General features: G+C 59.7%; 22 protein-coding genes. 14 read left to right on the top strand and 8 right to left on the bottom strand.

Annotation, left to right across the window (positions count from 1 at the left end):
• Window positions 1-208 precede the first annotated feature (208 nt).
• From GYN08_RS06970 to GYN08_RS06960, 3 genes are all read right to left on the bottom strand, one after another.
• Entirely contained in the window at window positions 209-2,644 is a 2,436-nt protein-coding gene (locus GYN08_RS06970) for a GH36-type glycosyl hydrolase domain-containing protein (RefSeq protein WP_166273428.1), read from the bottom strand.
• Between the two features lie 283 nt (window positions 2,645-2,927).
• Window positions 2,928-3,659, bottom strand: a complete 732-nt coding sequence (locus GYN08_RS06965; protein WP_166273426.1) for a hypothetical protein — start codon at window positions 3,657-3,659, stop codon at window positions 2,928-2,930.
• A gap of 117 nt (window positions 3,660-3,776) precedes the next feature.
• Window positions 3,777-4,529 carry a hypothetical protein gene (locus GYN08_RS06960; RefSeq protein ID WP_166273424.1) on the bottom strand — a complete coding sequence of 251 codons (753 nt, stop codon included), beginning with the start codon at window positions 4,527-4,529 and terminating at the stop codon, window positions 3,777-3,779.
• A 179-nt stretch (window positions 4,530-4,708) separates the two neighbouring features.
• Here GYN08_RS06960 and GYN08_RS06955 point away from each other — a divergent pair, with 179 nt between their 5' ends.
• Window positions 4,709-5,500 (top strand): DUF3891 family protein, encoded by a 792-nt coding sequence (locus tag GYN08_RS06955; protein WP_166273422.1) that lies wholly within the window; start codon window positions 4,709-4,711, stop codon window positions 5,498-5,500.
• 73 nt (window positions 5,501-5,573) lie between these two features.
• On the opposite strand, the gene GYN08_RS06950 is transcribed toward GYN08_RS06955, so the two are convergent.
• The gene (locus GYN08_RS06950; protein ID WP_166273420.1) at window positions 5,574-6,527 is read right to left on the bottom strand and encodes a WYL domain-containing protein; all 954 of its coding nucleotides are present in this window, start codon (window positions 6,525-6,527) and stop codon (window positions 5,574-5,576) included.
• Window positions 6,511-7,809, bottom strand: coding sequence for a helix-turn-helix transcriptional regulator (locus tag GYN08_RS06945; protein ID WP_166273418.1), 1,299 nt, complete (start codon window positions 7,807-7,809; stop codon window positions 6,511-6,513). Before GYN08_RS06945 ends, GYN08_RS06950 begins: the two co-directional genes overlap by 17 nt.
• Before the next feature lie 381 nt (window positions 7,810-8,190).
• Between GYN08_RS06945 and nikA the strand changes: the two genes are divergently transcribed.
• The 12 genes from nikA (at window position 8,191) to GYN08_RS06885 (ending at window position 21,117) form a co-directional block, all read left to right on the top strand.
• Window positions 8,191-9,822: a nickel ABC transporter substrate-binding protein gene (gene nikA, locus GYN08_RS06940; RefSeq protein WP_166273416.1), complete on the top strand. Its 1,632-nt coding sequence runs from the start codon at window positions 8,191-8,193 to the stop codon at window positions 9,820-9,822.
• Window positions 9,823-9,857: 35 nt separating this feature from the next.
• Complete coding sequence (gene nikB, locus GYN08_RS06935; protein ID WP_166273414.1) at window positions 9,858-10,802, top strand: nickel ABC transporter permease; 945 nt, start codon at window positions 9,858-9,860, stop codon at window positions 10,800-10,802.
• Window positions 10,799-11,629: a nickel ABC transporter permease subunit NikC gene (nikC, locus tag GYN08_RS06930; RefSeq protein ID WP_328802901.1), complete on the top strand. Its 831-nt coding sequence runs from the start codon at window positions 10,799-10,801 to the stop codon at window positions 11,627-11,629. The genes nikB and nikC overlap by 4 nt, the downstream gene beginning before the upstream one ends.
• Window positions 11,630-11,663: 34 nt before the next feature.
• Window positions 11,664-12,464 carry an ABC transporter ATP-binding protein gene (locus GYN08_RS06925; protein WP_166273410.1) on the top strand — a complete coding sequence of 267 codons (801 nt, stop codon included), beginning with the start codon at window positions 11,664-11,666 and terminating at the stop codon, window positions 12,462-12,464.
• 1 nt (window position 12,465) lies between these two features.
• On the top strand, window positions 12,466-13,266 hold the full coding sequence (locus GYN08_RS06920) for an ATP-binding cassette domain-containing protein (RefSeq protein ID WP_166273408.1): 801 nt from the start codon (window positions 12,466-12,468) through the stop codon (window positions 13,264-13,266).
• A gap of 609 nt (window positions 13,267-13,875) precedes the next feature.
• Complete coding sequence (locus GYN08_RS06915; RefSeq protein WP_166273406.1) at window positions 13,876-15,375, top strand: TROVE domain-containing protein; 1,500 nt, start codon at window positions 13,876-13,878, stop codon at window positions 15,373-15,375.
• Between the two features lie 114 nt (window positions 15,376-15,489).
• Window positions 15,490-16,722 (top strand): RtcB family protein, encoded by a 1,233-nt coding sequence (locus tag GYN08_RS06910; RefSeq protein WP_166273405.1) that lies wholly within the window; start codon window positions 15,490-15,492, stop codon window positions 16,720-16,722.
• Window positions 16,723-16,826: 104 nt separating this feature from the next.
• Complete coding sequence (locus GYN08_RS06905) at window positions 16,827-17,042, top strand: hypothetical protein (RefSeq protein WP_166273403.1); 216 nt, start codon at window positions 16,827-16,829, stop codon at window positions 17,040-17,042.
• Window positions 17,043-17,054: 12 nt separating this feature from the next.
• Window positions 17,055-17,873 (top strand): RNA 2'-phosphotransferase, encoded by an 819-nt coding sequence (locus GYN08_RS06900; protein ID WP_166273401.1) that lies wholly within the window; start codon window positions 17,055-17,057, stop codon window positions 17,871-17,873.
• Window positions 17,874-17,875: 2 nt separating this feature from the next.
• The gene (locus GYN08_RS06895) at window positions 17,876-18,727 is read left to right on the top strand and encodes a TatD family hydrolase (protein ID WP_166273806.1); all 852 of its coding nucleotides are present in this window, start codon (window positions 17,876-17,878) and stop codon (window positions 18,725-18,727) included.
• Between the two features lie 193 nt (window positions 18,728-18,920).
• Entirely contained in the window at window positions 18,921-19,271 is a 351-nt protein-coding gene (locus GYN08_RS06890; protein ID WP_166273399.1) for a hypothetical protein, read from the top strand.
• Window positions 19,272-20,484: 1,213 nt separating this feature from the next.
• Window positions 20,485-21,117, top strand: a complete 633-nt coding sequence (locus GYN08_RS06885; protein ID WP_166273397.1) for an AAA family ATPase — start codon at window positions 20,485-20,487, stop codon at window positions 21,115-21,117.
• Between the two features lie 173 nt (window positions 21,118-21,290).
• Here the strand turns inward: GYN08_RS06885 and GYN08_RS06880 are convergent, their stop codons facing one another.
• The 3 genes from GYN08_RS06880 to GYN08_RS06870 form a co-directional block, all read right to left on the bottom strand.
• On the bottom strand, window positions 21,291-21,542 hold the full coding sequence (locus GYN08_RS06880; protein ID WP_166273395.1) for a hypothetical protein: 252 nt from the start codon (window positions 21,540-21,542) through the stop codon (window positions 21,291-21,293).
• Window positions 21,535-22,569, bottom strand: coding sequence for an exonuclease domain-containing protein (locus GYN08_RS06875; protein WP_166273393.1), 1,035 nt, complete (start codon window positions 22,567-22,569; stop codon window positions 21,535-21,537). Before GYN08_RS06875 ends, GYN08_RS06880 begins: the two co-directional genes overlap by 8 nt.
• A 184-nt stretch (window positions 22,570-22,753) precedes the next feature.
• Entirely contained in the window at window positions 22,754-23,398 is a 645-nt protein-coding gene (locus tag GYN08_RS06870; protein WP_166273391.1) for an NAD(P)-dependent oxidoreductase, read from the bottom strand.
• A gap of 282 nt (window positions 23,399-23,680) precedes the next feature.
• On the opposite strand from GYN08_RS06870, the gene GYN08_RS06865 reads away from it, so the two are divergent.
• The gene (locus GYN08_RS06865; RefSeq protein ID WP_166273389.1) at window positions 23,681-25,291 is read left to right on the top strand and encodes an alkaline phosphatase; all 1,611 of its coding nucleotides are present in this window, start codon (window positions 23,681-23,683) and stop codon (window positions 25,289-25,291) included.
• Window positions 25,292-25,535: the final 244 nt, after the last annotated feature.

Below are 25,535 nucleotides of genomic sequence, written 5' to 3'. Positions count from 1 at the left end.
GCAACATTTTACGTCGATCAGTCATTGATTAAGTGAATTTGTTGGATGCTCGCAGCATTTTGACTATATACGGAAACGCAAAAAGGGCGGTATTCCCGCCCTTAGGTTGTAGAGAGAGTCACGTCGGCGATAGAAGCCGGCAGCGTCGGACTTTCTCTACGCGTTGAGATTGTTATAAAAGCGATCTTTTAGCAAACTTCCAAAAAGATTAGCCCAACACCACGACGACCTCATGGCTGCTGCCCGCTTCGAACACCGGCAGCACATTGCCTTCGACCGCTGTGCCGTCGACGGTGACGGATTTGACGCCTTTGGATACATGATCCGGGTTCTGAACGGAGATCTTGTATTCGGCGCCGCGGAACGAACGGACGATGCTGTAGCCGTCCCACGCCTGCGGAATGCAAGGGTTCACGCGCAGGCCGTCGTAATCCGGTTGGATGCCGAGAATCGCCTGCGTGATCGCGACGTAGTTCCAGGCCGCCGTGCCGGTCAGCCAGGAGTTTTTCGCTTCGCCTTCGCGCACCGCGTCTTTGCCTGCGATCATCTGCGAATAGACGTAAGGCTCCATGCGGTGCACTTCGCTGATGTCTTCGAGATACGCCGGCGCGATCTTGGCATACGTCTCGAACGCGCGGTCGCCGCGGCCGATGACGGTCTCGGCGATCGTCACCCAAGGGTTGTTATGGCAGAAGATGCCGGCGTTTTCTTTGTAGCCCGGAGGATAGGTCGAGATCTCGCCCAGGTTCAAGTAATATTTCGAGTAAGCCGGCTGCTGAAGCATGATGCCGTAGTCCGTTTCGAGACGGTCGCGCACGGAGTTCAGCGCTTTTTCGGCCAGTCCTTCTTCGACGCCGATGCCCGCCATGACGCAGAAGCCCTGCGGCTCGATGAAGATCTGGCCTTCTTCGTTCTCGCGGCTGCCGATCTTCTCGCCGTGGTAGTCGTAAGCGCGCAGGAACCAGTCGCCGTCGAAACCGTGCTCCATCGTGACTTTGCGCATGTTTTCGATTTCGCGTTCGGCGCGGGCCGCTTCGTCTTCCAGGCCGCGTCTGCGGGCAAGTTCCGCGTAGTCCGGTCCGGCGAACACGAACAGTCCGGCGATGAAGACGGATTCCGCCGTTTTGCCGTCCAGGTTGGTCGTCGTCTGGAACGATTCGCCCGGTTCGTTCGAGAAGCAGTTCAAGTTGAGGCAGTCGTTCCAGTCGGCGCGTCCGATCAGCGGCAGGCCGTGCGGGCCGAGATTATTCGTCACGTGGTCGAAGGAACGCTTCAGGTGCTCGAACAGCGTCGCGCTGCCCTGGCGTCCGCTGTCGAACGGCACTTCTTCGTCGAGGATGCCGTAATCGCCCGTTTCCTTGATATAGGCGGCCGTGCCGGTAATCAGCCAGAGCGGATCGTCGTTGAAGCCGCTGCCGACTTCGTTATTGCCCTGCTTGGTGAGCGGTTGGTATTGGTGATAAGCTCCGCCGTCGTCGAACTGGGTGGAGGCGATATCGATAATCCGTTCGCGGGCGCGGTCCGGAATCTGATGCACGAAGCCGAGCAGATCCTGGTTGGAGTCGCGGAAGCCCATGCCCCGGCCGATGCCGGATTCGAAATACGAAGCGGAACGGGACATGTTGAACGTAACCATGCACTGATACGGATTCCAAATATTGACCATCCGGCTCAATTTCTCGTCGCTGCTGTCGATCGAATATTTGCCGAGCAGTCCGTCCCAATAAGCGGCGAGGTCGGCCAACGCGGCATCGACCTGATCGTCGGTGGCGAACGCTTCGATCATCGCTTTGGCCGGCTTTTTGTTGATGACGTTCAGGCTTTCCCATTTCTCTTCCTGCGGATTTTCCACATAGCCCAGCATGAAGATCAGGGATTGTTCTTCGCCCGGCGCTAGTTCCAGATTGATGCCGTGCGAGGCGATCGGCGACCAGCCGCTGGCGACGGAGTTGCCCGATTTGCCTTCCGCGGCGACCTTCGGCGTGTCGAGCCCGTTGAACGCGCCGAGGAACGAGTCGCGGTCGGTATCGAATCCGTCGATCCCGCGGTTGACGGAATAGTAGGCGTAATGGTTGCGGCGCTCGCGGTATTCGGTCTTATGGTAGATGACGGAATCCTCGATTTCGACTTCGCCGATGCTCAGATTGCGCTGGAAATTGGTCATGTCGTCGTGCGCGTTCCAGAGACAGAATTCCAGGTAGGAGAAGAGCGAAACCCTTTTCGGGGAATCGCCGACGTTGCTCACGGTCACGCGGTACACTTCGGCGTTGAATCCGAGCGGAACGAAGGCCAGCTGGTTGACCTTTACGCCGCCGCGCTGTCCGGTGATCGACGTATAGCCGAGGCCGTGGCGGCATTCGTAAAAGTCCAGATCGCGCTTGACCGGCATCCAGCCGGGCGTCCAATAATCGCCTTCGTCATGCACGTAGAAGTAACGGCCGCCGTTGTCGAGCGGGACGTTGTTGTACCGATAGCGGGTCAATCTTCTCAGTCTGGCGTCGCGATAAAACGAGTAGCCGCCCGCCGTATTGGAGATCAGGCCGAAGAACTGCTCGTTGCCCAGATAGTTGATCCACGGATAAGGCGTTTTTGGCGTCTGAATGACGTACTCCTTGCGGGCGTCGTCGAAGTAACCGAATTTCATCGTATGGACTCCTTTCAAAATACCCTCGATTGGTCGTAAACAACTAGAGTATAATAGGGATGTAAGCGGTTTACAATGGGTTGGGCACAAATGACTTGGAATGTTCAGAAATCGTTTTCGAAAAATGAGGAAAAAGAGCGGCCGCCGACGGAGAACGATACGGGCGGCCGCGGGAATAAGCGTTGGCGAAGCGAAAAAGTCTCGGAAAACTTCGGGAAAAGCCGCGGCCGTCCGGGTGGACGTGCCGCGGCTCCGAGCGGATTCGCGTTGATGACGCCGCGCTTCAATCGCTCCATGTGCGCGCGCGTTTACCGTCGTCCAGGGTCAGAATGAAGCCGCTGCCCAAATGGGCGAATCCGCTGCCCGTCGTCCCGCGTTCTTCGCCGGCCAATTCCGCGCTGAATTCGGGGCCGACATACCGGGCTTGCCGGGGCGGGAGCACGATCGGATCGAACGAGACGTCTGCTCCCTGCTGCCCGTCCGCGGATCCGTAGTCGATCCGCGCTCGAGGCTGAATCGTGACTTCGCTTCCGCTGTTGTTTTTGACCAAAATCGAGCATTGGCCGGCGACTTTGCCGTCTTCGAACTGATAAGTGCAGTTGCTCTGGTCTTGATCGACGGCAAGCGCGTAGACGCCGGATGGGACGAGCATTTGATAGCCGGTCAGCGCCGCTTTGCTCAACATCGGCAGCAGCCACAGCAGCGCCAAGCAGAACAAGATCCGGTGCCGATTGAGCGAATCCCAGATCAGAAACAGCGCCCGAAGCCCGAAACCGAGAAAGATCAGGCCCGAATAATTGAAATTCCCGCCTCCGGGAAGCGGAATCGACAGCGGAATATGCAGAGCCAGCAGCGTTTCTTCGTACAGGGGACGCGTACCGGGATAGCGGATCGACAGCAGCGTCAGGACGGCGGTCAGAATCATGGCCCTGCGGAAACGTTTTTTGTCGCGGATCCAGGGCGTTTTGCCGGAATAGTAATCGGCCGCGGACGGATTGTGGGATGGATTGTGCATGCGAATGGCCTCCTTTGCCGGTGCTTGGATCGAAGTCTTTTTAGGATGCCTGTCTTGAATTGAACGCTGCGCGTACAGTTTTCGTTACGGTTTGTCCGGACGGAAATGGCGGGAGCGTCAGCGCCGGTCCGTCATCCAGGTGCGACCCCATGTCCGTTCCCGGCGGCCGTCGCTTATCGTGAGCAGAAAATTGCCGTTTTGGAGAGCGCTGCTTATGCCTGACGTTCCTTCAAGGTCTTCAAGCCGCGAAGGCCGAACGGTAAAGCTGCTTTCGATTCTTGCCGGGCCGCGCGGGTCCAGATGCACGGGATCAAGCTCCGCGTCGACGAACGTGTCCCGGTTCATGCCGCCTTTATAGAAGATCCGTACCGAAGCCGCGCCGTCGATCGCTTCGCTTCCGTGATTGTGCGCGACCAGCATGCAGCCGCCGGATATCTGCGCGTCTTGAACGACTGTATGGCACACCGATTGTTCCTGATCGAGATCGACCGCGTAGATGCCCGGCGGGACCAGCGTCAGGAAACCGGCCAGCAGCGCTTTGTTGAGGAAGGGAATCAGACAGACGAGAAAAAGGCAAAACAGAAAGCGCTGGCGGTTGAGCGAGTTCAGGATCAAGTAGAGCGTCCACAAAATGCCGCCGATAAACAATAATCCGGTATAATGAAAAGGTTGGACGCCGCCGGGCAAGTGAAGAAAGAGCGGGATTCGCAGCGCCAGCAGCGCTTCTTCGTACAAGGGACGCGTGCCGGGGTAAGGAATCGAGAGCACGGACAGGGCGGCGGTCAGGATCATGGCCAGCCGGAACCGCTTTTTATCGCGAATCCAGAGCTCGGACCGTGAAGAAGGCCGATCCGCGGAGTTTGAATTCATAGGCTTCTCCTTTCCATGGAGATTTTCGGCTTATTTAAGCTTATACGTTTCAAAACCGCTTTCCGTTACGGCCAAGCGGCAATTCGGGTAATGAACGGTATGACGACGGAACAAAAGGACGGGTGCGCGGACCGGCATCGCTTCCGCGTCCCCGCCGCAAAGAATGGGGGAACCGACCAATGATCGTACGCGAGACCGAACACCACTTCGTGCTCGTTCGGCAGCATGACCACGGAAACTTTGCGGGGCAGGCGGCCGAACGTTTTCAGGACAAATTTTACATGATGGAAAGAGTGGGGCCGTCGCCGGGTATGCCGGAAGTGACGAAAGAGGCGATCGTGCTCGGCGTCACGGAACACGACCGCGCCTGGATCCGTCCCGACGAAACGCCGGTATGGGACGACAAGCTGCATGCGCCTTACTCGTTCAACGAGTACCCGCTGCTGCCGAAGCTTACCTTTTACCGGATGGGCATCGACGAGCTGGAGGAGAAGCATCCCTACGCGGCGCTGCTGAACACCCTGTATTACAGCGTGTTCGAGGATATCCGCACGTCGGACCGCGAGGAGTGCGTGGCGTTCGTGCAGCACGAGGAAGAGCGCCAGCAGCGTATTCGTTCGAAGTATACGGGCGTGCAGGAAGAGACGCTGCTGCTGCACCGCCAAGTGCTGCAGACCTGCGACGGCATGTCGCTGTACGTCTGCTTGAACGCGCCGGGCACGCCTAAGGAAGAGGAGCACGAATGGTTCAAAGACGGCATTCCGGGCTCCGAGCCGTTCGGCGGAGGCGGGCTGCTGCAGCTGAGCTGGCAGGACGAGCAGACGATCAAAGCCGATCCTTCGCCGTTCGGCGGGAAGATCACGGCGACGCTGCGCGAGAAGGTCGTGCCGAAAGACCGCATCCGCGAAGTCGGCATCGCGCAGGCGTACGAGGAGACGGAGTGGAGCGAGCGGGAGATCACGTTCGTGTAATCCGCAAAAAGAAGACGGACGAAAAAGAGGCCGAGCCGGAGCGATCCGGTTCAGCCTCTTTTTTATGCGGAATTCAAGCTCCGGATGCCAGCCCGCCGGAGCCTTCCGGTTCGGCCGGCCGCGTATCCGCAGACGAGGGAGCTTCCGTCCGCGCCTCGACGTCCGGCCCGGCAGCCGCGGCGTAACCTGCTCCGGCCGCGTCTGCCCCGGTTTCCGCCTCAGCCTCCGCCCCGTACAGAGCCAGCGCTTTTCTCGCCGTCATCCGCATCCGGTTTTTCAAATACTCGCCTTCGACGACTTTCACCCGTTTGCCGAGAAAGCGCAGTTTGGTCAGCACGTATTCGCCTTCGCTGCCGTTAAAAGTCAGGTGAATCCGGTACGTCCGTTCTTCCTCGTCGAACTCGACCCGCTTGTCGAAGCAGGAAAAAGCGTGCAGAATCCGCGTCAGCTCGGCATTGAACACGCGGATGACTTCGACGGTCGCTTCGTAACGCGGGCCTTCCGCGATCCTTTTCTGCGCCTGCGCCGACAGTTCTTCGTAACGGGAGCGGGCCATGCGCACCTCTTCCGCGGACACGATATGGCACAGCCGCGTATGCATCAGCGAACGGGTCGCCGAGTTGTACCAGTGCAGATACCATTCGCGCTTGACCATCGAATACTCGAGTTTGCAGGGAATGCCCGGCTGCGGATCGTTCAGTTTGCCTTTTTTGGTCCGGCATTGAAGCCGCATTCCCTGACGGCGGCGCAAAACGGAGCGGAGCTCGCCCAGCAGCGGGTGAACCGTCTGCACCTCGCGGCTGCCGGCTTTCTGCTCCAGCCCGCCGGTCAGGTCCGGCATTCCGTCGTCCAGCGTGCATTCCCGCAGCTTCTCGATCGTGCGGGGTTCGAGCGCTTCGGCGGCCGCCGGGTGTTCCAGCATCAGCTTCAGCCAGGAGCGCTCCTGCGACGTCAGCGTGTAGACGCCCGTATCTTCCAGACGGGACGACAGCTGGTAGCTGAATATTTTCTCAAACGGATGCATCATAATAGTCCGCGATCTCCTTCCATTCGTCGATGAACGACTGTCTGAGCTCCGCCGGTTCCAGCACCTCGCAGCTCGAGCCGAATCCGCGCAGCCACGGCCGGATTTCGGTGATACCGTTGACCTTGATCTCGTATACGAACGATTCCGGCGTTTCTTCCACGATCTCGCCCCACTGTCCCTGCAGCCGGACGCGCTCTTCGATGAAGTCCGCCTGTCCGTTCGCCGGCCGGTAGAATCTTGCCCGTACCGTCACCGTCTCGCCCGTGTCGATCAGCCAGCTGAAGCGCATGCGCTCGTCGAGATCGGCTTTTTTTAACGTGAAATAAGGTTCCGGCACCTGCTGCTCTTCGGCGATGTCGACCATGCCTTCCATGCGGAACTTGACGAACCGGCCTTTGGGCGCCGCTCCGATCAGATACCATCTGCCGTACTGGTGGTCGTAGACGACTTTGAGCGGGAGCGTGCTTTCGCGCCGGGCTTCGCCTTCGCGGCCGAACAGGGGATTGGTGTCTTTGGCGGCGTAGCTTTTGCGTTTTTTGGGCGAAAAGTATTGGAACGAAATGCGTGTGCGCAGCCGGATCGTCCGCAGCAGCGTGTACAGATGGGCTTCGTCCAGAATGCGCGCGTCGTAATGATATTTATAGGAAAAAGGCTCCAGCAGCCCGTCGTCCCACTCTTCCTCGGGCACGGCGGCTTTGAGCGCTTTTTTGAGATTGTCGCGCAGCAGATAGCCCTGGACCGAGGGGATCTGCGTGTTCGCCATGATGTCGACGAATTCGTACAGGTCGATCAGTTCCTTACGCGACAGGCAGTCGGTCAGGTCATTGTTCAGGATGTAGCGGTACGGCCGGCCTCCCGGTTCGCGCCGCACGACGCCGATCTCTTCCAGATAACGCAGGTCGGAGCGGATCGTTTTCTCGTCCGGCATGACGGCGTCGGGCGGAAGCTGCTCGCAGCAGGCGTCCATCAGCTCGGCGGCCGTCTGCGGGTTGCCTTTGAGCGACGTCAGCAGCAGCGGCAGCCGGCGGCTCTCGGATTCCTTCATCGACTTGGCCCGGTACAGGAACAGCAGTACCGGCTCGGCCGAATCGGCGTACCCGTAGCGGAACAGGTCGGCAAAATCCGCGTCTCCGCTCACTTCGCGCAGGCGCCGCACCGTTTTGTCGAAAGTATGTACGGAGATGCCCAGCCGTCCCGCGAACTGCTGCCGGTCGTAGCCGCCGCCGGTCAGTGCCAGCAGGCGGAGGAACTGGATCTCCTTGTCGAAGCTTTCTTTGGCCATGAGACTATCCTCCGTTTCTCGTACCTCTTTATTGTAGGGATTATGAAATCATTTGTAAAAATCCGGGCGCTTCGCGTATGCACATTTTAAGCGGAAAGGAGGGAGGAGGGACAGGGCGTAAGTATGGCAATACATATATTGTCTCACACTGCCGAGAAAGTTACGTCGGGCAGAGCAGCGAGCTGGCCCCTGGAGAAATGACTTCCAGCCGCGTGTTGAAATCGGGAACAATGATTAGATTTTTAGCGGACTTTTCCCGTTGAAAGAATATGCAACTAATGACTTAGCATTGACAAAACAGTCATCGCTCGATAATGTAACGAATGAATATGAGAATCATTATCAGAATAATCATCAGAAAAAGAAAAGGGGAACTTTTGCATGTTCAATATCCATCGCCGTTCGGCGGTACTGATCGGAGCGTTTTTGCTGCTGGTTGCTTTAACGGCTTGCAGCGGCAAAGAAGAATCGAAAGCGACTGCCGAATCTTCCGCGCAAGACCAAGCTTCGGCCAAAACGATTACCATTTCGTGGCCTCGCGATATCGGGACCATGAATCCTCATACGTATAACCCGTCGCAGCTGTTCGCGCAGTCGATGCTGTACGAGCCGCTGGTCAGCTACGGCAAGAACGGCAAGTTGGAACCCGCGCTGGCCGAGTCCTGGGACATTTCCGAAGACGGAAAGAGCTACACCTTCCATCTGCGGCCGAACGTGAAGTTCTCCGACGGCAGCGACTTCAACGCCGAGATCGTCAAAAAGAACTTCGACGCGGTGCTCAAGCATCGGGATACGCACGACTGGCTGGGCGTCGTCGGCGTGATCGACCAGACCGAAGCGGTGGACGAGCATACGTTCAGACTGACGCTGACCGAACCGTATTACCCGGTGCTGCAGGATCTATCGGTCGTTCGGCCGTTCCGTTTCCTCGGCGAAGCGGGATTCCCGGATAACGGCGACACGGCGGAAGGCGTGAAGCAGGCGGTCGGAACCGGTCCGTGGCTGCTGGCGGAATACAAGCAGGACGAATACGCGGTGTTCAAGCGCAATCCGAATTATTGGGGCAACGCGCCGGCGATCGATCAAGTGACGGTGAAGATCATTCCCGACGCGGAAACGAGAGTGGCGGCTTTCGAAAAAGGCGAGCTGGACCTGATTTACGGCGAAGGCGTCATCAGTCTGGATGCGTTCCAGGAGCTGCAGGCGAATGACGAATATACCTCCAAGCTGTCCGACCCGGTCGGCACGCGCAGCCTGCTGCTGAATTCCTCCAATCCCAAATTGGCGGACATTCGGGTTCGCACGGCGCTGCATCAAGGTTTCAACAAGAGAGCGATGGTCGAAGGCATCACGTCCGGGCTGGAAGAGCCGGCCGATACGATCCTGTCCAAAAACTATCCGTATACCGACGTGGATCTGAAACCTGTCGAATACAATGTCGAACAGTCGCAGGCTCTGCTGGACGAAGCGGGTTGGCTGCTGCCGGCGGGCAAGACGGTTCGGGAGAAAGACGGCCAGAAGCTGGAGTTCGAATTGATCTATGAGAAGACCGATCCGATCCAGAAAGCGATGGCGGAAACGATTCAGGCGGAATGGAGCCAGCTCGGCGTGCAGGTCAATCTGACGGGACTGGAGCTGACCGTGCAGATCAAGCGCCTTAAAGCGAACGACTTCGATCTGTATTTCTGGTACAACTACGGCGCGCCGTACGATCCGCATTCTTTCGTGAACGTGGTATCCAGCCCGGGCTTCGGCGTCTCCGAGACGCTGAGCGCGATTCCGATGAAGCAGGAGCTGGACAAGAGCATCCATGAAGTGCTGTCCTCGACCGACGAGAACAAGCGCCGCGAACTGTACCGCTCGATTCTGGAGACGCTGCAGGAGCAGTCCGCGATCGTTCCGATTTCGTACATCAAGAAAACGGCCGTGTATCAGAAAAAAATTACGAAGTTCGAATTCCCCGCGAACCGTGACGAAAATCCGTTCGCAGGGTTGGAGACGCAGACGCCGTAACAAGCGCCGCGCGGTTCATCGAGGAGGACGCAGCATTGATTCGTTATGTCGGCAAAAGAATGTTGGCCATCGTGCCGATCGTGTTTATCGCCACGCTGGTGACGTTCGCGCTTATCCATATTTCCCCGGTCGATCCGGCGGAAGCTTATCTGACGGCGGCCCATATTTATCCGACGCCCGAGCTGCTGGAACAGAAACGGCGGGAGTTCGGATTGGACCGCCCGTTGATCGAGCAGTACGTCGATACGCTCGGCCGAATCGCCCGATTGGACTTCGGCAGTTCGTATCTGACCAATCGTCCCGTATGGGACGAAGTGAAAGCAAGGCTGCCCGCGACCGCCGAACTGGCCGTAAGCAGCATCTTGTTCTCCGTGCTGGTCAGCGTGCCGCTCGGCGTTCTGGCCGCCGTCTACCGGCGGGGGTGGGTCGACCTTCTGACCCGCGCGATCGCCTATTTCGGCGCTTCGATTCCGCAGTTCTGGCTGGGCTATCTGCTGATGTTCTTTTTCGCGGTCAAGCTCGATCTGCTGCCCGTCGAAGGACGGGGGGACTGGCGGAATCTGGTGCTGCCGACAATCACGCTGTCTTTCGTGCTGATCGCCTTATATACGCGCATGCTGCGTACCGCCATGTCGGAGCAGCTTGACGAGACGTACGTGCGATATGCCCGGACAAGAGGGCTGCGCGAACGTTCCGTCGTGCTGAAGCACGCGCTGAAGGTCGCGATCATGCCGCTGATCACGAGCATGGGCATGAATATGGGCAGGCTGCTGACCGGAACCATTATCGTGGAGCAGGTCTTCTCGTGGCCGGGGTTCGGGCGGTATTTCGTGGAAGCGATCTTTAACCGGGACATTCCGGTCATTCAATGTTACGTCTTCCTGGCGGCCTGCTTGTTCATCGTATGCAATCTGATCGTCGATCTGATCCAGATGTATATGGACCCGCGGATCTTGACGGAAGGAAGGGCGAATACGTGAGCAAAAAATGGCATACGGCCTTGAAAGGTCGGCATACGATCGCGGCCTGCTCGGTTTTGATTCTCTTTTTCTTCGCCGTCGCGATCTTCGCGCCCTGGATCGCGCCGCATGATCCCGTGAAAGTCGATCTGGCGCATAAGCTGGACGGACCGTCCGCGCAGCATTGGCTCGGCACCGATCACTTGGGCCGCGACAATCTTTCCCGCCTGATCTACGGAGCCAGAGTCTCGCTCGGCTTCGCGTTCGTGATTTTTCTGTCCTCGTTGGTGCTCGGGATTCTGATCGGCGCTCTGTCGGGTTACGTCGGCGGTTGGCTGGATAATCTGATCATGCGCGTCTGCGAAGGGATTATGGCTTTTCCGAATCTGGTACTGGTGCTCGGCATCGTGGGAATCTTCGGACCGGGGCTGATGCAGGTGCTTCTGGCGCTGCTGATGGTCCAGTGGGTGTATTACGCGCGAATCTGCCGAAATATGGTCATCTCGCTGAAAGAGCGGCCGTTCATCGCGGCGGCGCGGGTCAGCGGCTCGTCTTCGTGGCAGATTATCCGCAGGCATATCATTCCCAACGTGCAGCGTCCGATCGTGGTGATCGCGACGCTGGAGATGGGCTGGGCGATCATGGACATTTCCGCGCTGTCTTTTCTGGGACTGGGGATTCAGCCGCCCAACGCGGAATGGGGAGCGATGATCCACGAAGGCACGAGCCATATCCGCAGCCACCCGGAGCTGATGATCTACCCGGGAATTTTGATTCTGATCGTCGTGATCACGTTCAATATCGTCGGCGAAGCGCTGTCCGAACGTTACGGCGTCGCCAAGCGTTAAGCCGGAAAGCGAATGCTGAAAAGGAGGGGGAAAGATGCGGGAAACCAACGTGCTGGAAGTCCGCGGTCTGCGGGTCGGATTAAAAGCCGGCGAGCCTGCGGAGCTGCTCCAGTCGGTCGGCTTGAGCCTCGGGCGCGGCCGGGTGCTGGGGATCGTCGGCGAAAGCGGAAGCGGAAAATCCCTCACCTGCAGCGCGATTCTCGGGCTTCTGGATACGCGATCAATGACGGTGGAGGGGAGCATCCGGTTAAACGGGCGGGAACTGACCGATCTGCCGGGCAGAGCGTTAAGACGAATCCGCGGCAAAGAGATCGGCTGCATCATGCAGAATCCAATGAACGCTTTTACGCCGGTATATACCGTCGGCTCGCAGTTCGTCGAGACGCTGCGCACTCATTCGCGGCTGTCCAAAGCGCAGGCCCGGGAGCAGGCCGTCCGCTCGCTGGAATCGGTCAACCTGCCCGAGCCGGACAAGATCATGAAGCGTTATCCGCATCAGTTGAGCGGAGGGATGCTTCAGCGCGTGATGATCGCGATCTGTTTGTGCCTGCGTCCGGATTTGGTCATCGCCGACGAGCCGACGACCGCGCTGGATGCCGTCAATCAGCTTCAGGTGCTGCGGGAATTGGAGCGGCTGAAGACGGAATGCGGCACTTCCGTTCTGCTGGTCTCGCATGATCTCGGCGTGATCGCCCAGATGGCGGACGAGGTCGCGGTGATGAGAAAAGGCGAGATCGTCGAATATGCCGGCGTGCACGAACTGTTCGACGACCCTAAGCACGAATACACGCGCATGCTGCTGCAAGCCAGACCCCGCATCGGAAAGGAAGCTTGATATGCTCCAGGTTCAGGAAGTCGGTTACGGCTACGGTCATCGAAGTTGGTGGAGATCCCGAAGCGAAAGTGATTTTGTGCTGAAGCGGGTCTCCTTCGAATTGGAAAGCGCCTGCTGTCTCGGACTGCTCGGGACGAGCGGCGCGGGGAAAAGCACGCTGGGCCGGGTCGTGCTCGGTCTGCAAAAGCCCCACCAAGGGCAGGTCTTGTTCGAAGGCCGGGATCTGTACGCGGCCGGCGGCCGGCTCCGCAAAACGCTGCGCCGGGAGGTGCAGGTCGTGTTCCAGGACTGCCATTCCTCCGTCAATCCGCTGATGACCGCGGATCAGATCATCGGCGAGCCGCTTCGCAATTACGAGCGGCTGTCGGCCCGAGAGTTGAAGCGGCGGACAGGCGAACTGCTGGAACAGGTCGGATTGTCCATTGACGACGGAAGCAAACGACCGGATCAATTCAGCGGCGGACAGCTGCAGCGGATCAATATCGCCCGGGCTATCGCGCTTCGTCCCAAACTGATCGTGCTCGACGAGCCCGTCAGCAGCCTGGATCGGATGCATCAGTCGCTGATTCTGGACCTGCTGGCCGAGCTGAAAGCTTCGCTCGGCGTGTCGTATCTGTTCATCACGCACGATATTCAGGCCGCGATGACGCTGTGCGACCGGGTCGCCGTCATGGACCGGGGAGAGATCGTGCATCTGACGGACTCGCCGGATTCGCTGCGGGATTCCGGGCAGACGGCGGTCAGGGATCTGATCGAGGCCGTGCTGCCGGAGCATCCGGCCGATCGGCTTACGTTATTTTGATTTTGGACGGCCTTCCCTTTTATGAGGGGAAGGCTTTTTGTTGTGGAAATTATCATGCTTTCGCTAAGACGCGAAGTATATCAGGCAATGATCTGCCTGGCCGCAAGCTTCGCGATGCGTCTTCGCAGGAGCCATGCTTCCGCCAAGGCGCGAAGTATAACAGGCAATAATAGTTATTGCCATACTTCCGCCCTGTTCCCTCGCTCCGCATCGTGCGAATATGGACACAGGCAAGGGAATACGCCAAGGCCGGCAGGCCGGAAGCGGAATTTCCGATCGTCCGAGGCGCCAGAGAGGGTTACTTCGACTTCTAATCGGCAGGTCGCCGGTTCGAATCCGGCTTCCGTCATTACGCGGCGGAATAGCTCAGCGGATAGAGCAGCAACGTTCCTTCTCACCATTCTTCCTCGGACGAGCTTTTACTTATATGACAATCAACTTTTCCAGTTCGACCGGCGAGGCGCCGAAGAGGGCTACTTCGACCCTACGAAACCCAAACGGCAGCAGGCGGGTTCGAGTCCCGCCGCGGCCTTCTTCATCGATTTCCTCGCCGGATCTTTTATCGCGATTCCAATATTCTTTTACCTATATAAAAAGGAGGCCGCCGACATGAGCCGAGCCGTTCAGCGTTTTACCCCGCCGCATGCACCCAACCGAGAAGGATACCGCAGCTATCGGCGCAGCATCGAAGAAGAATATCTGCAGATGCTGCTGACCAACACTTTAGGCCGGACGTTTTACGCCGACGCGAACGAGCTGCTGGCTCAGGCGGCCGAAACGCACGAGATGATGGCCGAACTCAATCCGGAATTCATGGCGCGGGCGCTGCCTTTCGCCCGCAAGCAGGGCTTCATGCGTCTGCAGCCGATCTACGGTCTGGCCGTGCTGTCGAAAGCCCGCCCCGATCTGTTCGCCAAAGTCTTTTCGCAGGTTGTCCTGATCCCGTCCGACCTCGCCGAATTTCTGACCATTCTCAAAAGTCAGGGTCGCGGCCAAGGCGGGCGCGCCGTTAAGCGGCAGGTCGCGAACTTCCTGCGCGGAACGACCGAATATTGGGCGATCAAATACGGGGGCCGCGGCCGCGGTTACAATCTGGGCGACGCGATCGCCACCGCGCATCCGGTTCCGGTCGACGAGCGCCAGCAGGCGCTGTTCCGTTATCTGCGCGGCCATGAGCCGAGCCTTGCGCAGCTGCCGCAGATCGCGGCCGTCGAGCAGCTCAAGAAAGCGAACAAAGAGAAAGAAAAAGTTCGCCTGATCCGCGAAGGCAAGCTGCCTTACGAGACGGTCACGGGCGCGGTCACGGCCACCAAAAGAATCTGGGAAGAGCTGCTGTATCAGATGCCGACGTTCGCGCTGCTGCGCCATCTGAACATGTTCGAGCGCGAAGGGCTGTTCGAGAAACCGCAGCATCTGCGTTACGCGATCGAACGCCTGACGGATGCCGAAGCGCTGCGCAAAAGCAAAATTCTGCCGATGCGTTTCGCGACCGCTTACGATCAGGTGAAGCGCGCGTCGCTGAAGGAAGCGCTGGCGGAAGCCGTCGAGCTGACGTTCGCCAGCCTGCCGGATCTGCCGGGACGGACCGCGATTCTGCTCGATATCTCCGGTTCGATGGAAGGCGAATATCTGCGTACCGGTTCCGTGTTCGCGCTGGCTCTGCATAAAAAAACGGGCGGCAATTCCATCTTCCTGCTGTTCGACGACCGCGTGCACGATCCGAAGCCGTCGAAAACGGCGGGCATCATGAGCCAAGCGGCGAGAATCAAAGCCAGAGGCGGAACGAATACCGGTCTTCCGGTACGCCATCTGACGGAGCTGCAGGAGAACGTCGACCAGATCATCATGATCACGGACGAGCAGCAGAACGAAGGCAGTCCTTTTTACCGGGAGCTTCGAAACTATCGCAGCAAGATCAATCGGAACGCGCAGGCGTTTATCGTGGATCTGGCTCCCTACCGGGGTTCGATGGTTCCGCCGGAAGACGAGAACACGTATTACGTCTACGGGTGGAGCGATCAGGTGCTGCCTTATATTTCGGCGGCGGCGCGAGGTTTCGGTCCGATGAGCGAACGCGTGGCGAAGATGGATCTGGACCGGCAGGAATGACGAGGCGGAGATGTCTTCGAAGGCCTTAAGGGTAATGGAGAATAAACGATGACTGCGGCGGCTACGCGGGATGCGTATCTGTCGTTTTTTCAATATAGAAGGGAATGAACAAATATGAGTTACGAGACGATCGGAAAAGTACGGGTATGGGGAAAGACGGACGAAGGCGCGCTGAAACAGGCCCAGACGTGCGCGTATCACGGCAACGTGGTGCAGGCGCTGCTGATGGCCGATCATCACAAAGGGTACAGCCAGCCGATCGGCGGCGTCGTCGCGTACGAGGGACAGATCTCGCCGAGCGGCGTCGGCTACGACATCGCCTGCGGCAACAAAGCGGTGCGCACGAACCTGATGGCCGCCGACGTGAAGCCGAACATCAAACGCATCATGGACGAGATCGCGCGCCGGATCGAATTCGGCATCGGCGGCGTCAACGCCAAAAAGTCCGACCACGAGCTGTTCGACGATCCCGACTGGTCGGTGTACCGGCAGGTCGGCGGAGCCGGCGACGTGCACGACAAGCTGCGCAAGCTGGCGCGGGAACAGCTCGGCACGGTCGGCAGCGGCAACCATTACGTCGACATTTTCGAAGAGCCGTCCACGGGGCGGATTTGGATCGGGAATCACTTCGGCAGCCGGGGCTTCGGGCATAAGACGGCGAGCGGGTTCCTGAACCTGGCGGCGGGCCGCGAATTTCTGGGCAAAGCGCCGGGCGAAAGCATGGACCAGCCGCCGGTGCTGCTCGACCTGAACAGCGAACTGGGCGATCTGTATTACCGCGCGATGAAGCTGGCCGGACGCTACGCTTACGCGGGCCGCGATCATGTCATCGATCAGGTGCTGGACATCCTCGGCGCGGAGAGCGACTTCGAAGTGCATAACCATCACAATTTCGCCTGGAAAGAAGAACATGACGGCAAAGAATGCATCGTCGTGCGCAAAGGGGCGACGCCTTCGGCGCCGGGGCAGCTGGGCTTTATCGGCGGCAGCATGGGCGACATCTCGGTCATCGTGCGGGGGAAGGACACGGCGGAGAACCGGGAAGCTTTTTACAGCACGGTACACGGAGCGGGCCGTGTCATGAGCCGGACCCAGGCCGCGGGGAAAATGAACTGGAAAACGCGGGTGCGCCTCGGCGGCGAAATCAGCGAAGACCGGATGATGAGCGCGGTCAAGCGGTTCGGCGTGGAGCTGCGCGGCGGCGGAACGGACGAAAGTCCGTTCGTGTACCGGCAGCTGCAGGAAGTGCTGGACGCCCACTCGGAGACGCTCGACGTGCTGCATACGCTGAAGCCGATCGGCGTGGCGATGGCGGGCGCGAACGAATACGATCCGTATAAAGATTGAGCTTGGGCAAGGCCGCGAGTCCGCTGTCCGTCATTGCGAAAATTCGGCTCCGGGGAAACAAACGGGGCCTTTTTCGCGTTCAATAAAGAAAGGGGAAGTTAGCGATGGAAGAAGATCCGAAAATCCGGGCCTTGTATGAACGTTTGGACCTGCTGACGATGCGTCTGGACGAGGATGCGGAAAAGGCTTTGATCGCGCTGATCGACCTGCATGCGGAAGCGTCGGAAATCGTCGGCCTTCATGATATCGTCGACTTCGTCGCGCTCGCGATCGACCGGGAAGCGACGGCTCGCGTGGCCGTAGAGAATAAAAAGAATTGAGGGAAACGCAGTATGGGGAAAACGAAAAAAAAGCAAAACGGCGAACCGCCTAAACCGCGTGCCGGCGCAGGCAATCCGTATCGCGGACCGGGTCGAGAACCCAAGCTGTCCGCAGCCGAACGCTACAAAAAAATCAGCAAGCTGATGTCGATGATGCTGCGCCATTCGCCGGAAGAATTCGGACTGACACTCGATCCGGAAGACGGTTCGTGCGGCCTGGACGAGCTGCTCGAGGCGGTGCGCCGCCGCACGGGTTACGAACAGACGACGGAGGAAGACATTCGCGGCGTGGTGCGCAGATCGGACAAGCAGCGGTTCGAGATCGTGGAAAACAGAGCGGTTGACAGCGAAAGCGGCCGAGCGGCAGGAGCGGACGGCGGCGAAGCGGCATCGGAACGCAGCGGAAGGATTACGGCAGCTGGCGGGAAGCCGGAAGCTCAAGGCATCTCGGAAGCGGAAGAAGAGCCTCCGGGCGCTCCGCGCATTCGGGCGCGTTACGGTCACAGCTTCGGCCGGGTGACGTATCCGGAAGGCACGCCGCCGAGCGTGCTGTATCACGGCACGAGCCGACATGCCCTGCCGTCGATCGCGGAACACGGGCTGCTGCCGATGGGTCGTGAGTATGTGCATTTGTCGGCCGAGACGCAGTTCGCCGCGCTGGCCGGACGGCGCAAAGGCCGACTGGTCATGCTGCGCCTGGATACGGCCGCCGCGTCCGAAGCGGGCGTCGTGTTCTACGACGCGGGCAGCGGCGTCTGGTTGGCGGAGCGGATTCCGCCGGGCCTGATGGACGAAGACGAGGAATTCGAAGGAGGATTACCTGAACCATGAATATGAATCAAAAACGAGAACAAACTCAACGCAGCCGGTCAAGCGGCCCAGCCGGACGGAACCGGCCGCCGCAGACGATCGATATCGGCGTCAATCTGATGCACCGCTCGTTCGGCTCCGACCGCGAGCAGGTGGTCGAAGCTGCCGCGGCGGCCGGGGTGACGCCCCTGGTCATTACCGGAACGAGCGTGCGCAGCAGCGAAGCCGCCGCCGAGTATGCGCGTCGTCATCCGGGCCGCCTGTACGCCACGGCGGGCGTGCATCCGCATGATGCCAAAAGCTGCGGCGAACGTACGCTGCAGAGCCTGCGGGATCTGGCCGCGCAGGACGAAGTCGTGGCGATCGGCGAATGCGGACTGGATTACAACCGCAATTTTTCTCCGCGCGACACGCAGCTGGAATGGTTCGCGAAGCAGGTGGAGCTGGCGGAGGAGCTGGAGCTGCCGCTGTTTCTGCATGAGCGCGAAGCGCACGAAGATTTCGCCATGATCCTGCGCCGGATGAAGCCCGCGGAGCTGCCCGCTGTCGTGCACTGTTTTACCGGCAGCGAGCAGGAACTGCGCGCCTACCTCGATATGGATCTCCATATCGGCATCACCGGCTGGATCTGCGACGAACGGAGGGGACGCCATCTGCGCGAGCTGGTGCGCCTGATCCCTCCCGATCGGCTGATGATCGAGACGGACGCGCCGTTTCTGACGCCGCGCGATCTGATACCGAAACCGAAAGACGGACGCAACGAGCCGGTCTATCTGCCGCATGTCGCGAAAGCGGTCGCCGAGTGCACGGGCAGAAGCGCGGAGACGGTCATGGAACAGACGACGGCGGCGGCCCGGGCTTTTTTCCGCATTTAAGCCCGAACGCCGCACACAGATCATTTCCGCCGATCCGCAGCTTCGGTTGTCGCCGATGTGCAGCTCGATTCTCATCAATGTGCAGCCCTATTTTCATCAATTTGCAAAATGATCTTCGCCGATCCGCAAGGTTTGCGGGGAATCGTTCGTCTTTACGAAGAACGTTCAAAATCGATGCAGGGGAGATGCGAATATGGACAAGCGATACGGCGACGAACGGTTTGAACTTATAAACTCGACGCTTGGGCAGATCGGGACGAATATGGATAACATGCGCGAGACCGTGAACAGGGCGGCGTCGGGCATCGAAAAGGCGGCGGAAGGAACCGGCGGGCTGGACCGCGGTCTGCAGGCGATTCGCGATCTGATGTCGGAACGTCGGGAAGAGGGCTTCCTGGCCGAAGATCTGGCGGATCTGGCTCAAGACCTGAAGGGACTGCGCGAGGATCTGGCGGACTTGAAGCAGGATCTCGGAACGGTCCGCGAAGATCTGGCCGATCTCAAGCAGGACCTGTCGATGCTGAAAGGGGACCTGGCTGACTAAGCGCCTGCTCCGCGTCCAAAAAGTTCGGGAACTCCGGAAACCGCGTCTTCTTAAGCGGGTCCGGGGTTCTTTTGCCTGCCTGAGCCCGTTACGATAGCGCCGCCTGCCGCGAAGCTTGCGTCGAGGTTAATCCGTTTTAAAAGTCTTCATAAGGGACCGATGAGAGGCGATACGTGATCGATAAGGGACGATAAGAGGCGACGAGCGGCAGCAAAGGACCGGTGTAGAGCCAACGGGGAACGGTGTATGACCGTGGGAGATCGGTGTATGACGGACGGGGGATCGGAGGCGAGGAGGTCCCGAATGGCCGGTAAATTTTGCGCAGACGTTCTGCAAATAGCTGCGTATAAGCAGCTATTTGCCCGATTATCGTCCGATTTTCGGAAATAACTGCGCCAGAGCAGCTATTTGTCCGAAAAGGACGGGAAAAGGCGTTCCAACAAACAAATAGCTGCTCTCCTGCAGCTATTTCTTTGAAAAAATCGTTTTGGAGGGAAATAACTGCTTTCACGCAGCTATTTTGGACGGCGCGGTAAGCGGCATGACGGAGGACGGCGCGGCTGACGGGCCGACGGCTTTCCGCTGGCACGCTGCGGGTTGCCGAAGCCGAGCCATCCTCCGCTGATGCCTCGCTCGGCCGAAGCCGGGCCATCCTCCGCTGACGCCTCGCTCGGCCGAAGCCGCGCCTTCCCGCCGCTGACGCCTTGATCGGCCGAAGCCGAGTCATCCCCCGCCGATGCCTTGCCGCGGGCATTCCGCCTTTGCCAACGCCGAGCCGCGCTCCGCAGTTTATCGGCATCGCGCCTTATCCCGCCGACGCTCCGCGATCCGGCGGCATTTTGCCGGCTTGCGTTCATGCTTCGGCCATCGCGGCAAGCGTTCGGAGCTCGTTCGGCGTTCCGGGGCATGGGGGCGAAGTTTTGCACGGACAAGCCGGATTATGCTCAAAAAAACGTTAACGGGTGCCGAAAAAGGTTAGAAGTAAAGTAAGGGGACGTTCGGGCGGCGGGAAGGTCGCGTTCGGGCGGAACCTCCCGGGAGCTGCGGCAGCGCGAACGAAATTGAATGAACCATTTCGAATTGATTATGTTAAAATGAAAATTATCATAATCGTTGAAGCAGAGGCGCGTTCCCATGACGCAAGCGTGGGGAAACGCACCTATTCATTCTAAATCAGCCATCAAGCAGGCAAGTGAAGGGGATGAAAGACAATATGCGCAAACTGGTATTTTTCGTAGGGGGAGCCGGAAGCGGCAAAACGACGATCGCCAAAGGAATCACGATCAAGGAACATCCGGTCTTTCTCGATATGGACACGGCGTCGCGTCCGGCCAGCGAGAAGATCATGACGCTCGCGGGACACGATCCCCATGATCGGGACTCGCAGGCGTACAAGGAGCTGTGCCGCGATCTGGGCTATCGCCTGACGATGGACACGGCGCTGGAAAATCTGGAGCTCGGCTCCGACGTCTTTGCGGTCGGGCCGTTCACGAGCGAAATCCGCGATCCAAACTGGATTCACGAAGAGCTGGCGAAGATCGGGGCAACCGTGAACGACGTCGAAGTCAAAGTCGTGTACGTGTACCTCGGCGACATGACGCAGTACAAGAAGCGCATCCAGGACCGCGGCCACAAAGCCGACGAGTGGAAGCTGGCGAACTGGGACCTGTTCGTGCAGCGGATGCAGCGGACGGAAGTGCAGTGGGAACTGCCGGGCCGTTCCGTGCTTTATTTCGACAACTCCCTGGGAACGCTGGAAGAGAACATCATCAGCGTGGAACGGTTCATTTACGGCGATCCGGAAGCGACGGAAGACGGCATTCCGGTATCGCTGGGCGAAGCCTGATCGGGCCGTTCGCCGAATAAGGAAGCCGCAGTATGAAAAAGCAGTATAAAAAAAGCCCGGCCTGCCTCATCCAGAGGCGGCCGGGCTTTTTGCCGTGGACGCGGCCGGCTGTCCGCTCCGGAAGTCTCCGCTGCGCGAGCGGCGGGCCGCAAGCGCAAGTATCGCGCCGGAGCCTACAGGTCTTCTTCCCGGTCGTACAGCCGGCTCTTGGGCTGCTCGCTCTTGACCTCGGCCGATACGCGCCGGAAACGGCGCAGATTGAGGACGAAGGTATAACCGCGCAGCGCGGCCAGCAGCAGCGGAAGCAGAATGCCGGGCAGCGTGTACAGGTCGAAGAAGAAAATGGCGGCGATCGCGAGGGCGACGAACAGCACGTCGAACATCATCTTCTGCTGCAGCCGCAGCTGAAGCTTGCGCTTATCCATGCTCCCCGCCCTCCGATTCCGCGGAGCCGGCCGCCGCTTCGCTCAGCCGGGCGGCGAACTCGTCCTCCGACAGGATGCGGACGCCGCTGCCCGCCGCGGCCAGGCGTGCGGCCGACTGCGTCTTGCCGCTTGCAGGGCCGCCTGCGGCGTATTTCGCGTAATCGCTGCGTCCGATGACGACATAATCGGTCTTCCATTCGACCGATTCCGAGCAGAGAGCGCCGAATTCGGCCGCTCGGCTCTGGGCTTCCGCCTTTTTGAGGCCGCTCAGCCGCCCGGTGAAGACGATCCGCTTGCCGTACAGCGGATTGCCGCGGTCCGCGCCCGGGTTGGGCGCCGGAGGGACCGCCTTGGCTTTCGCGGTTCCCGCCGAACCGCCGGCCGTTCCGGCGCCCGAAACGCCCGTCTTCCGCGCGCTTCGCGTGCGCCCGCTTTTCGAAGCGGACGACGAGAAGGAAATATGACCGCCGTCCTGCAAAATCTGTCCGATCCGGTAGCCGTAACGTTCGGCCAGGCTGCCGCAGTCCGTCGCTTCTCCCGCTTCGGAGCAGCGGAGAAAAATCTTCGCCGCCGTGCGGGCATCGTCCATCGCGTCGTGATGCTTGAACGCGCCGAGACCCAGCTCGCGGGCTACCGTGTTCAGTTTATGGTTCGGCATGTCCGGCCAGATTTTGCGCGACATCAGGCAGGAGCACATATATTGGATATGCGGCATGTCCAGTCCGTGATCTTCGGCGCTGCGCCGCAGCACGCTCATATCGAACGAAGCGTTATGCGCGACGAGAATTCGGTTCTCGATCCGGCGGCGGAGTTCGGGCCAAATGTCGGTAAAGGAAGGCGCGTCCTCGACCTGGTCCGGCGTGATGCCGTGCACCGCGATGCAGAAGTAATCAAAATCGTCGTGCGGATTGACAAGCGTGTAATATTCGTCGACGATACGCCCGCCGCGCACGTCGACCAGGCCGACCGCGCAGACGCTCCCGCGTTTGGCATTGGCCGTTTCGAAGTCGATCGCCACGAAGTCCATTGTTCCGATTCCCCCTCTATATACAGGCGCGGACGCAAACTCGCCGCTGCGGACTGGGAAAGAGGCTTCCGTCCGGAGCGGCATCGGGATTGCCCGTTTTGCATAGGCGCCGTGATGTGTTTCGCTGCCTGCTTACGACCTTACGACCGGGAACGCCCAACCTTTCGGCGAGGCGTCCGTGCCGTCAGCTGCCGATGAACGGACAGTGCCGGACGTAGTCCGGCGTCTCGATCTGACCGACGAGAAAGCGTGCCACATCTCCGTTGTAGATGCGGTTGCTTGTCATTCGCTGGAGGTCCGCCTTGACCGCGCAGCCGCCCTGGCCCTCCTTGACGACGGGGAGCCGGACGAGCGTCCAATCGACGGAACTGCCCTGCAGCACCGCCAATTCCGCTACCCGATCTTGGGCGAACTGGGGATGGAGCGAGCGCAGCATGCGCGATACGACGCGGCCGCCGAGCGACTTGTGATCGCCCGGCAGCTTCAGCGACAGGCCCGTGACGCCGATATAGCGCCGAACCCCCGCCCGCTCCATTTCTTCGAGCACCTGCCGGGTGACCGCGCTGTACATTGGAGCTTCGTGCGGAGGGCGGCCGAACGTATTGATGACCGCCGAGCATCCGTGCAGCAGTTCGCGCAGCGAATCGAAACGCATGGCGTCGCCCTGGACGACGGACAGCCTGGCGGCCATTTCCGGCGGCAGCTGCATGCTCCGCACGCTGCGGACAAGCATCCGGACCCGATAGCCCTGCTGCAGCGCGCAGCTGACGACGTATCGTCCCACGCTGCCGGTCCCGCCGATCACGGCAATGAGCTTGGATTGATTCATGTGACCCTCCATCTATACCTATCCTGGAAATTCGTTGGTCGATTCCTTTTCTAAACGGAAAAGGCCTCCTTTCTATTATGCGTTTCCGGCGGCCGCGTTTCAACTTTGAGGCGGGAAGCGAGCCGCCAGGGAGGGTTTTTTTTACACAAATCGTAACTCTTCTTAATATTCCGCAAACGCTATCTTCCTACACTGGAAAAGGTTTCAAAACTAGACAAAAGGGAGTGGAACGATTTGCAAAAGGTTGGATCGGCACGCGAAAAGCGCAAGGCGACGACATGGATGGCCGGGGCTCTCTCGGCGGCAATGCTGCTCGGAACCGGAATGCAGACGGCGGCGGCTGCGGAGCAGCCGAATATTTCGGCGCAGAATGTCATCATCATGATTCCGGACGGCATGGGCATGGACGGCACGACGCTGACGCGCTGGTATAACGGCGGAGAGCCGCTGGCGATGGACGAAATGGCAAGCGGACTCGTGCGTACATATTCCGCCGATGCCGCTATCGCCGACTCGGCTCCGGCCGGAACGGCTTTCGCGACCGGGCATAAGTCGCACACGGGCTACGTCGGCGTGCTGCCGGACGAAACCACGATGCCGGGCCTGGATCCGATCGCCGAAGGCGACGCGAAAAAGCCTGTGGCGAACGTGCTGGAAGCGGCGCGGCTGGCCGGCAAATCGACGGGCATCATCGCCACTTCCGAAATTATGCACGCGACTCCGGCGGCGTTCAGCGCGCACTATCCGGACCGCGGCAACTATGACGCCCTGAGCGAGCAGCAGGTCTACGCGGGCATCGACGTCGTGCTGGGCGGCGGCGCCAAATACTTTACCCCGGCAGGACGCAAAGACGGCGAAGACCTGCAGGCGGTTATTCGCGACCTCGGCTACGATCTGGTCAAGACTCCCGCGGAGCTGACGGCTTCCGATTCGGACAAGCTGTGGGGCATGTTCGCCGACACGGCGATGAGCTACGACATGGACCGCGATCCGAGCAAGCAGCCGAGCCTGGCCGAGATGACGTCCAAGGCGATCGACGTGCTGGACCGCAACGAAGAAGGATTCTTCCTGATGGTCGAAGGCAGCAAGGTGGACTGGGCCGCGCATGCGAACGATCCGATCGGCATTATCAGCGACGTGAACGCGTTCGACAAAGCGGTGGCCGAAGCGCTCGCGTTCGCGAAGGAAGACGGCAACACGATGGTCATCGCGGTAACGGACCACGGCAACGGAGGCATTTCGATCGGCGACCGGGCGACGACGGGCACGTACGACGAAGAGCCGCTCGAGACGTTCACGGGCCCTCTGCTCAAAGCGAAGCTGACGGGCGAAGGCGTGGAAGCCAAGCTGGCCAGCCCGCGTACGAACAACAATATCAAGCAGGTCATGGCCGAATACTACGGCATTACGGACCTGACCAATAAAGAAGTCGAAACGATCCGCCGCGGGGACAAAGGCAAGCTGAATTCGATCATCGGTCCGATGATCAGCGAGCGGGCGCATATCGGCTGGACGTCGGGCGGCCATACGGGCGGCGACGTGGTGCTGTACTCGTACGCGCCGAACGGCCAGAGACTCAGCGGCGTGCTGGAAAACACGGATATCGCGCGCGCGATGGCTTCCGCTCTCGGCGTCGATCTGGACGCGGTAACGGAGCGCCTGTTCGTGCCTGCCGAAGCGGCTTTCGAAGCCAAAGGGGCCGAATGGGAAATCGACGACAGCGACAAAGCGAACCCGGTGCTGGTCGTGACGAAAGGCGAAGATACGCTGCGCCTGCCGGTATATAAAAACATCGCGGAACTGAACGGCGAAGAAGTGACGCTGGACGGCAGCGTGGTCGATAACGGCGAGCGGATTTTCGTGCCGCAGGATGCGGTGGATCTGCTGCCTTAAGGCGGCCGGACACGCGGCGGGCTGCGGAACACGTTGTCCTCGGCCGGCGCGCATCCACGTCTGCGGCAGCGGAACGAACACCCCGGAATAAGAATTCCGGGGTGTTTTCCGTGCCTTGAAATCCGGTGCGGGTTCGGTCCCGCAGAAGGATTTCGGCACCTTCGAGCCGCGTTCCGCCGTTTTTTGATCTCGCGTGATACCAAGCGGCCAAAAGCGGGTATTGATAGGAGAAAGCAGGCGCTTG

The sequence above is a fragment of the Saccharibacillus alkalitolerans genome, assembly GCF_011090185.1.
GTDB classification, from domain to species: Bacteria; Bacillota; Bacilli; order Paenibacillales; family Paenibacillaceae; genus Saccharibacillus; species Saccharibacillus alkalitolerans.
This window is presented reverse-complemented; position numbering and strand designations above follow the sequence as displayed.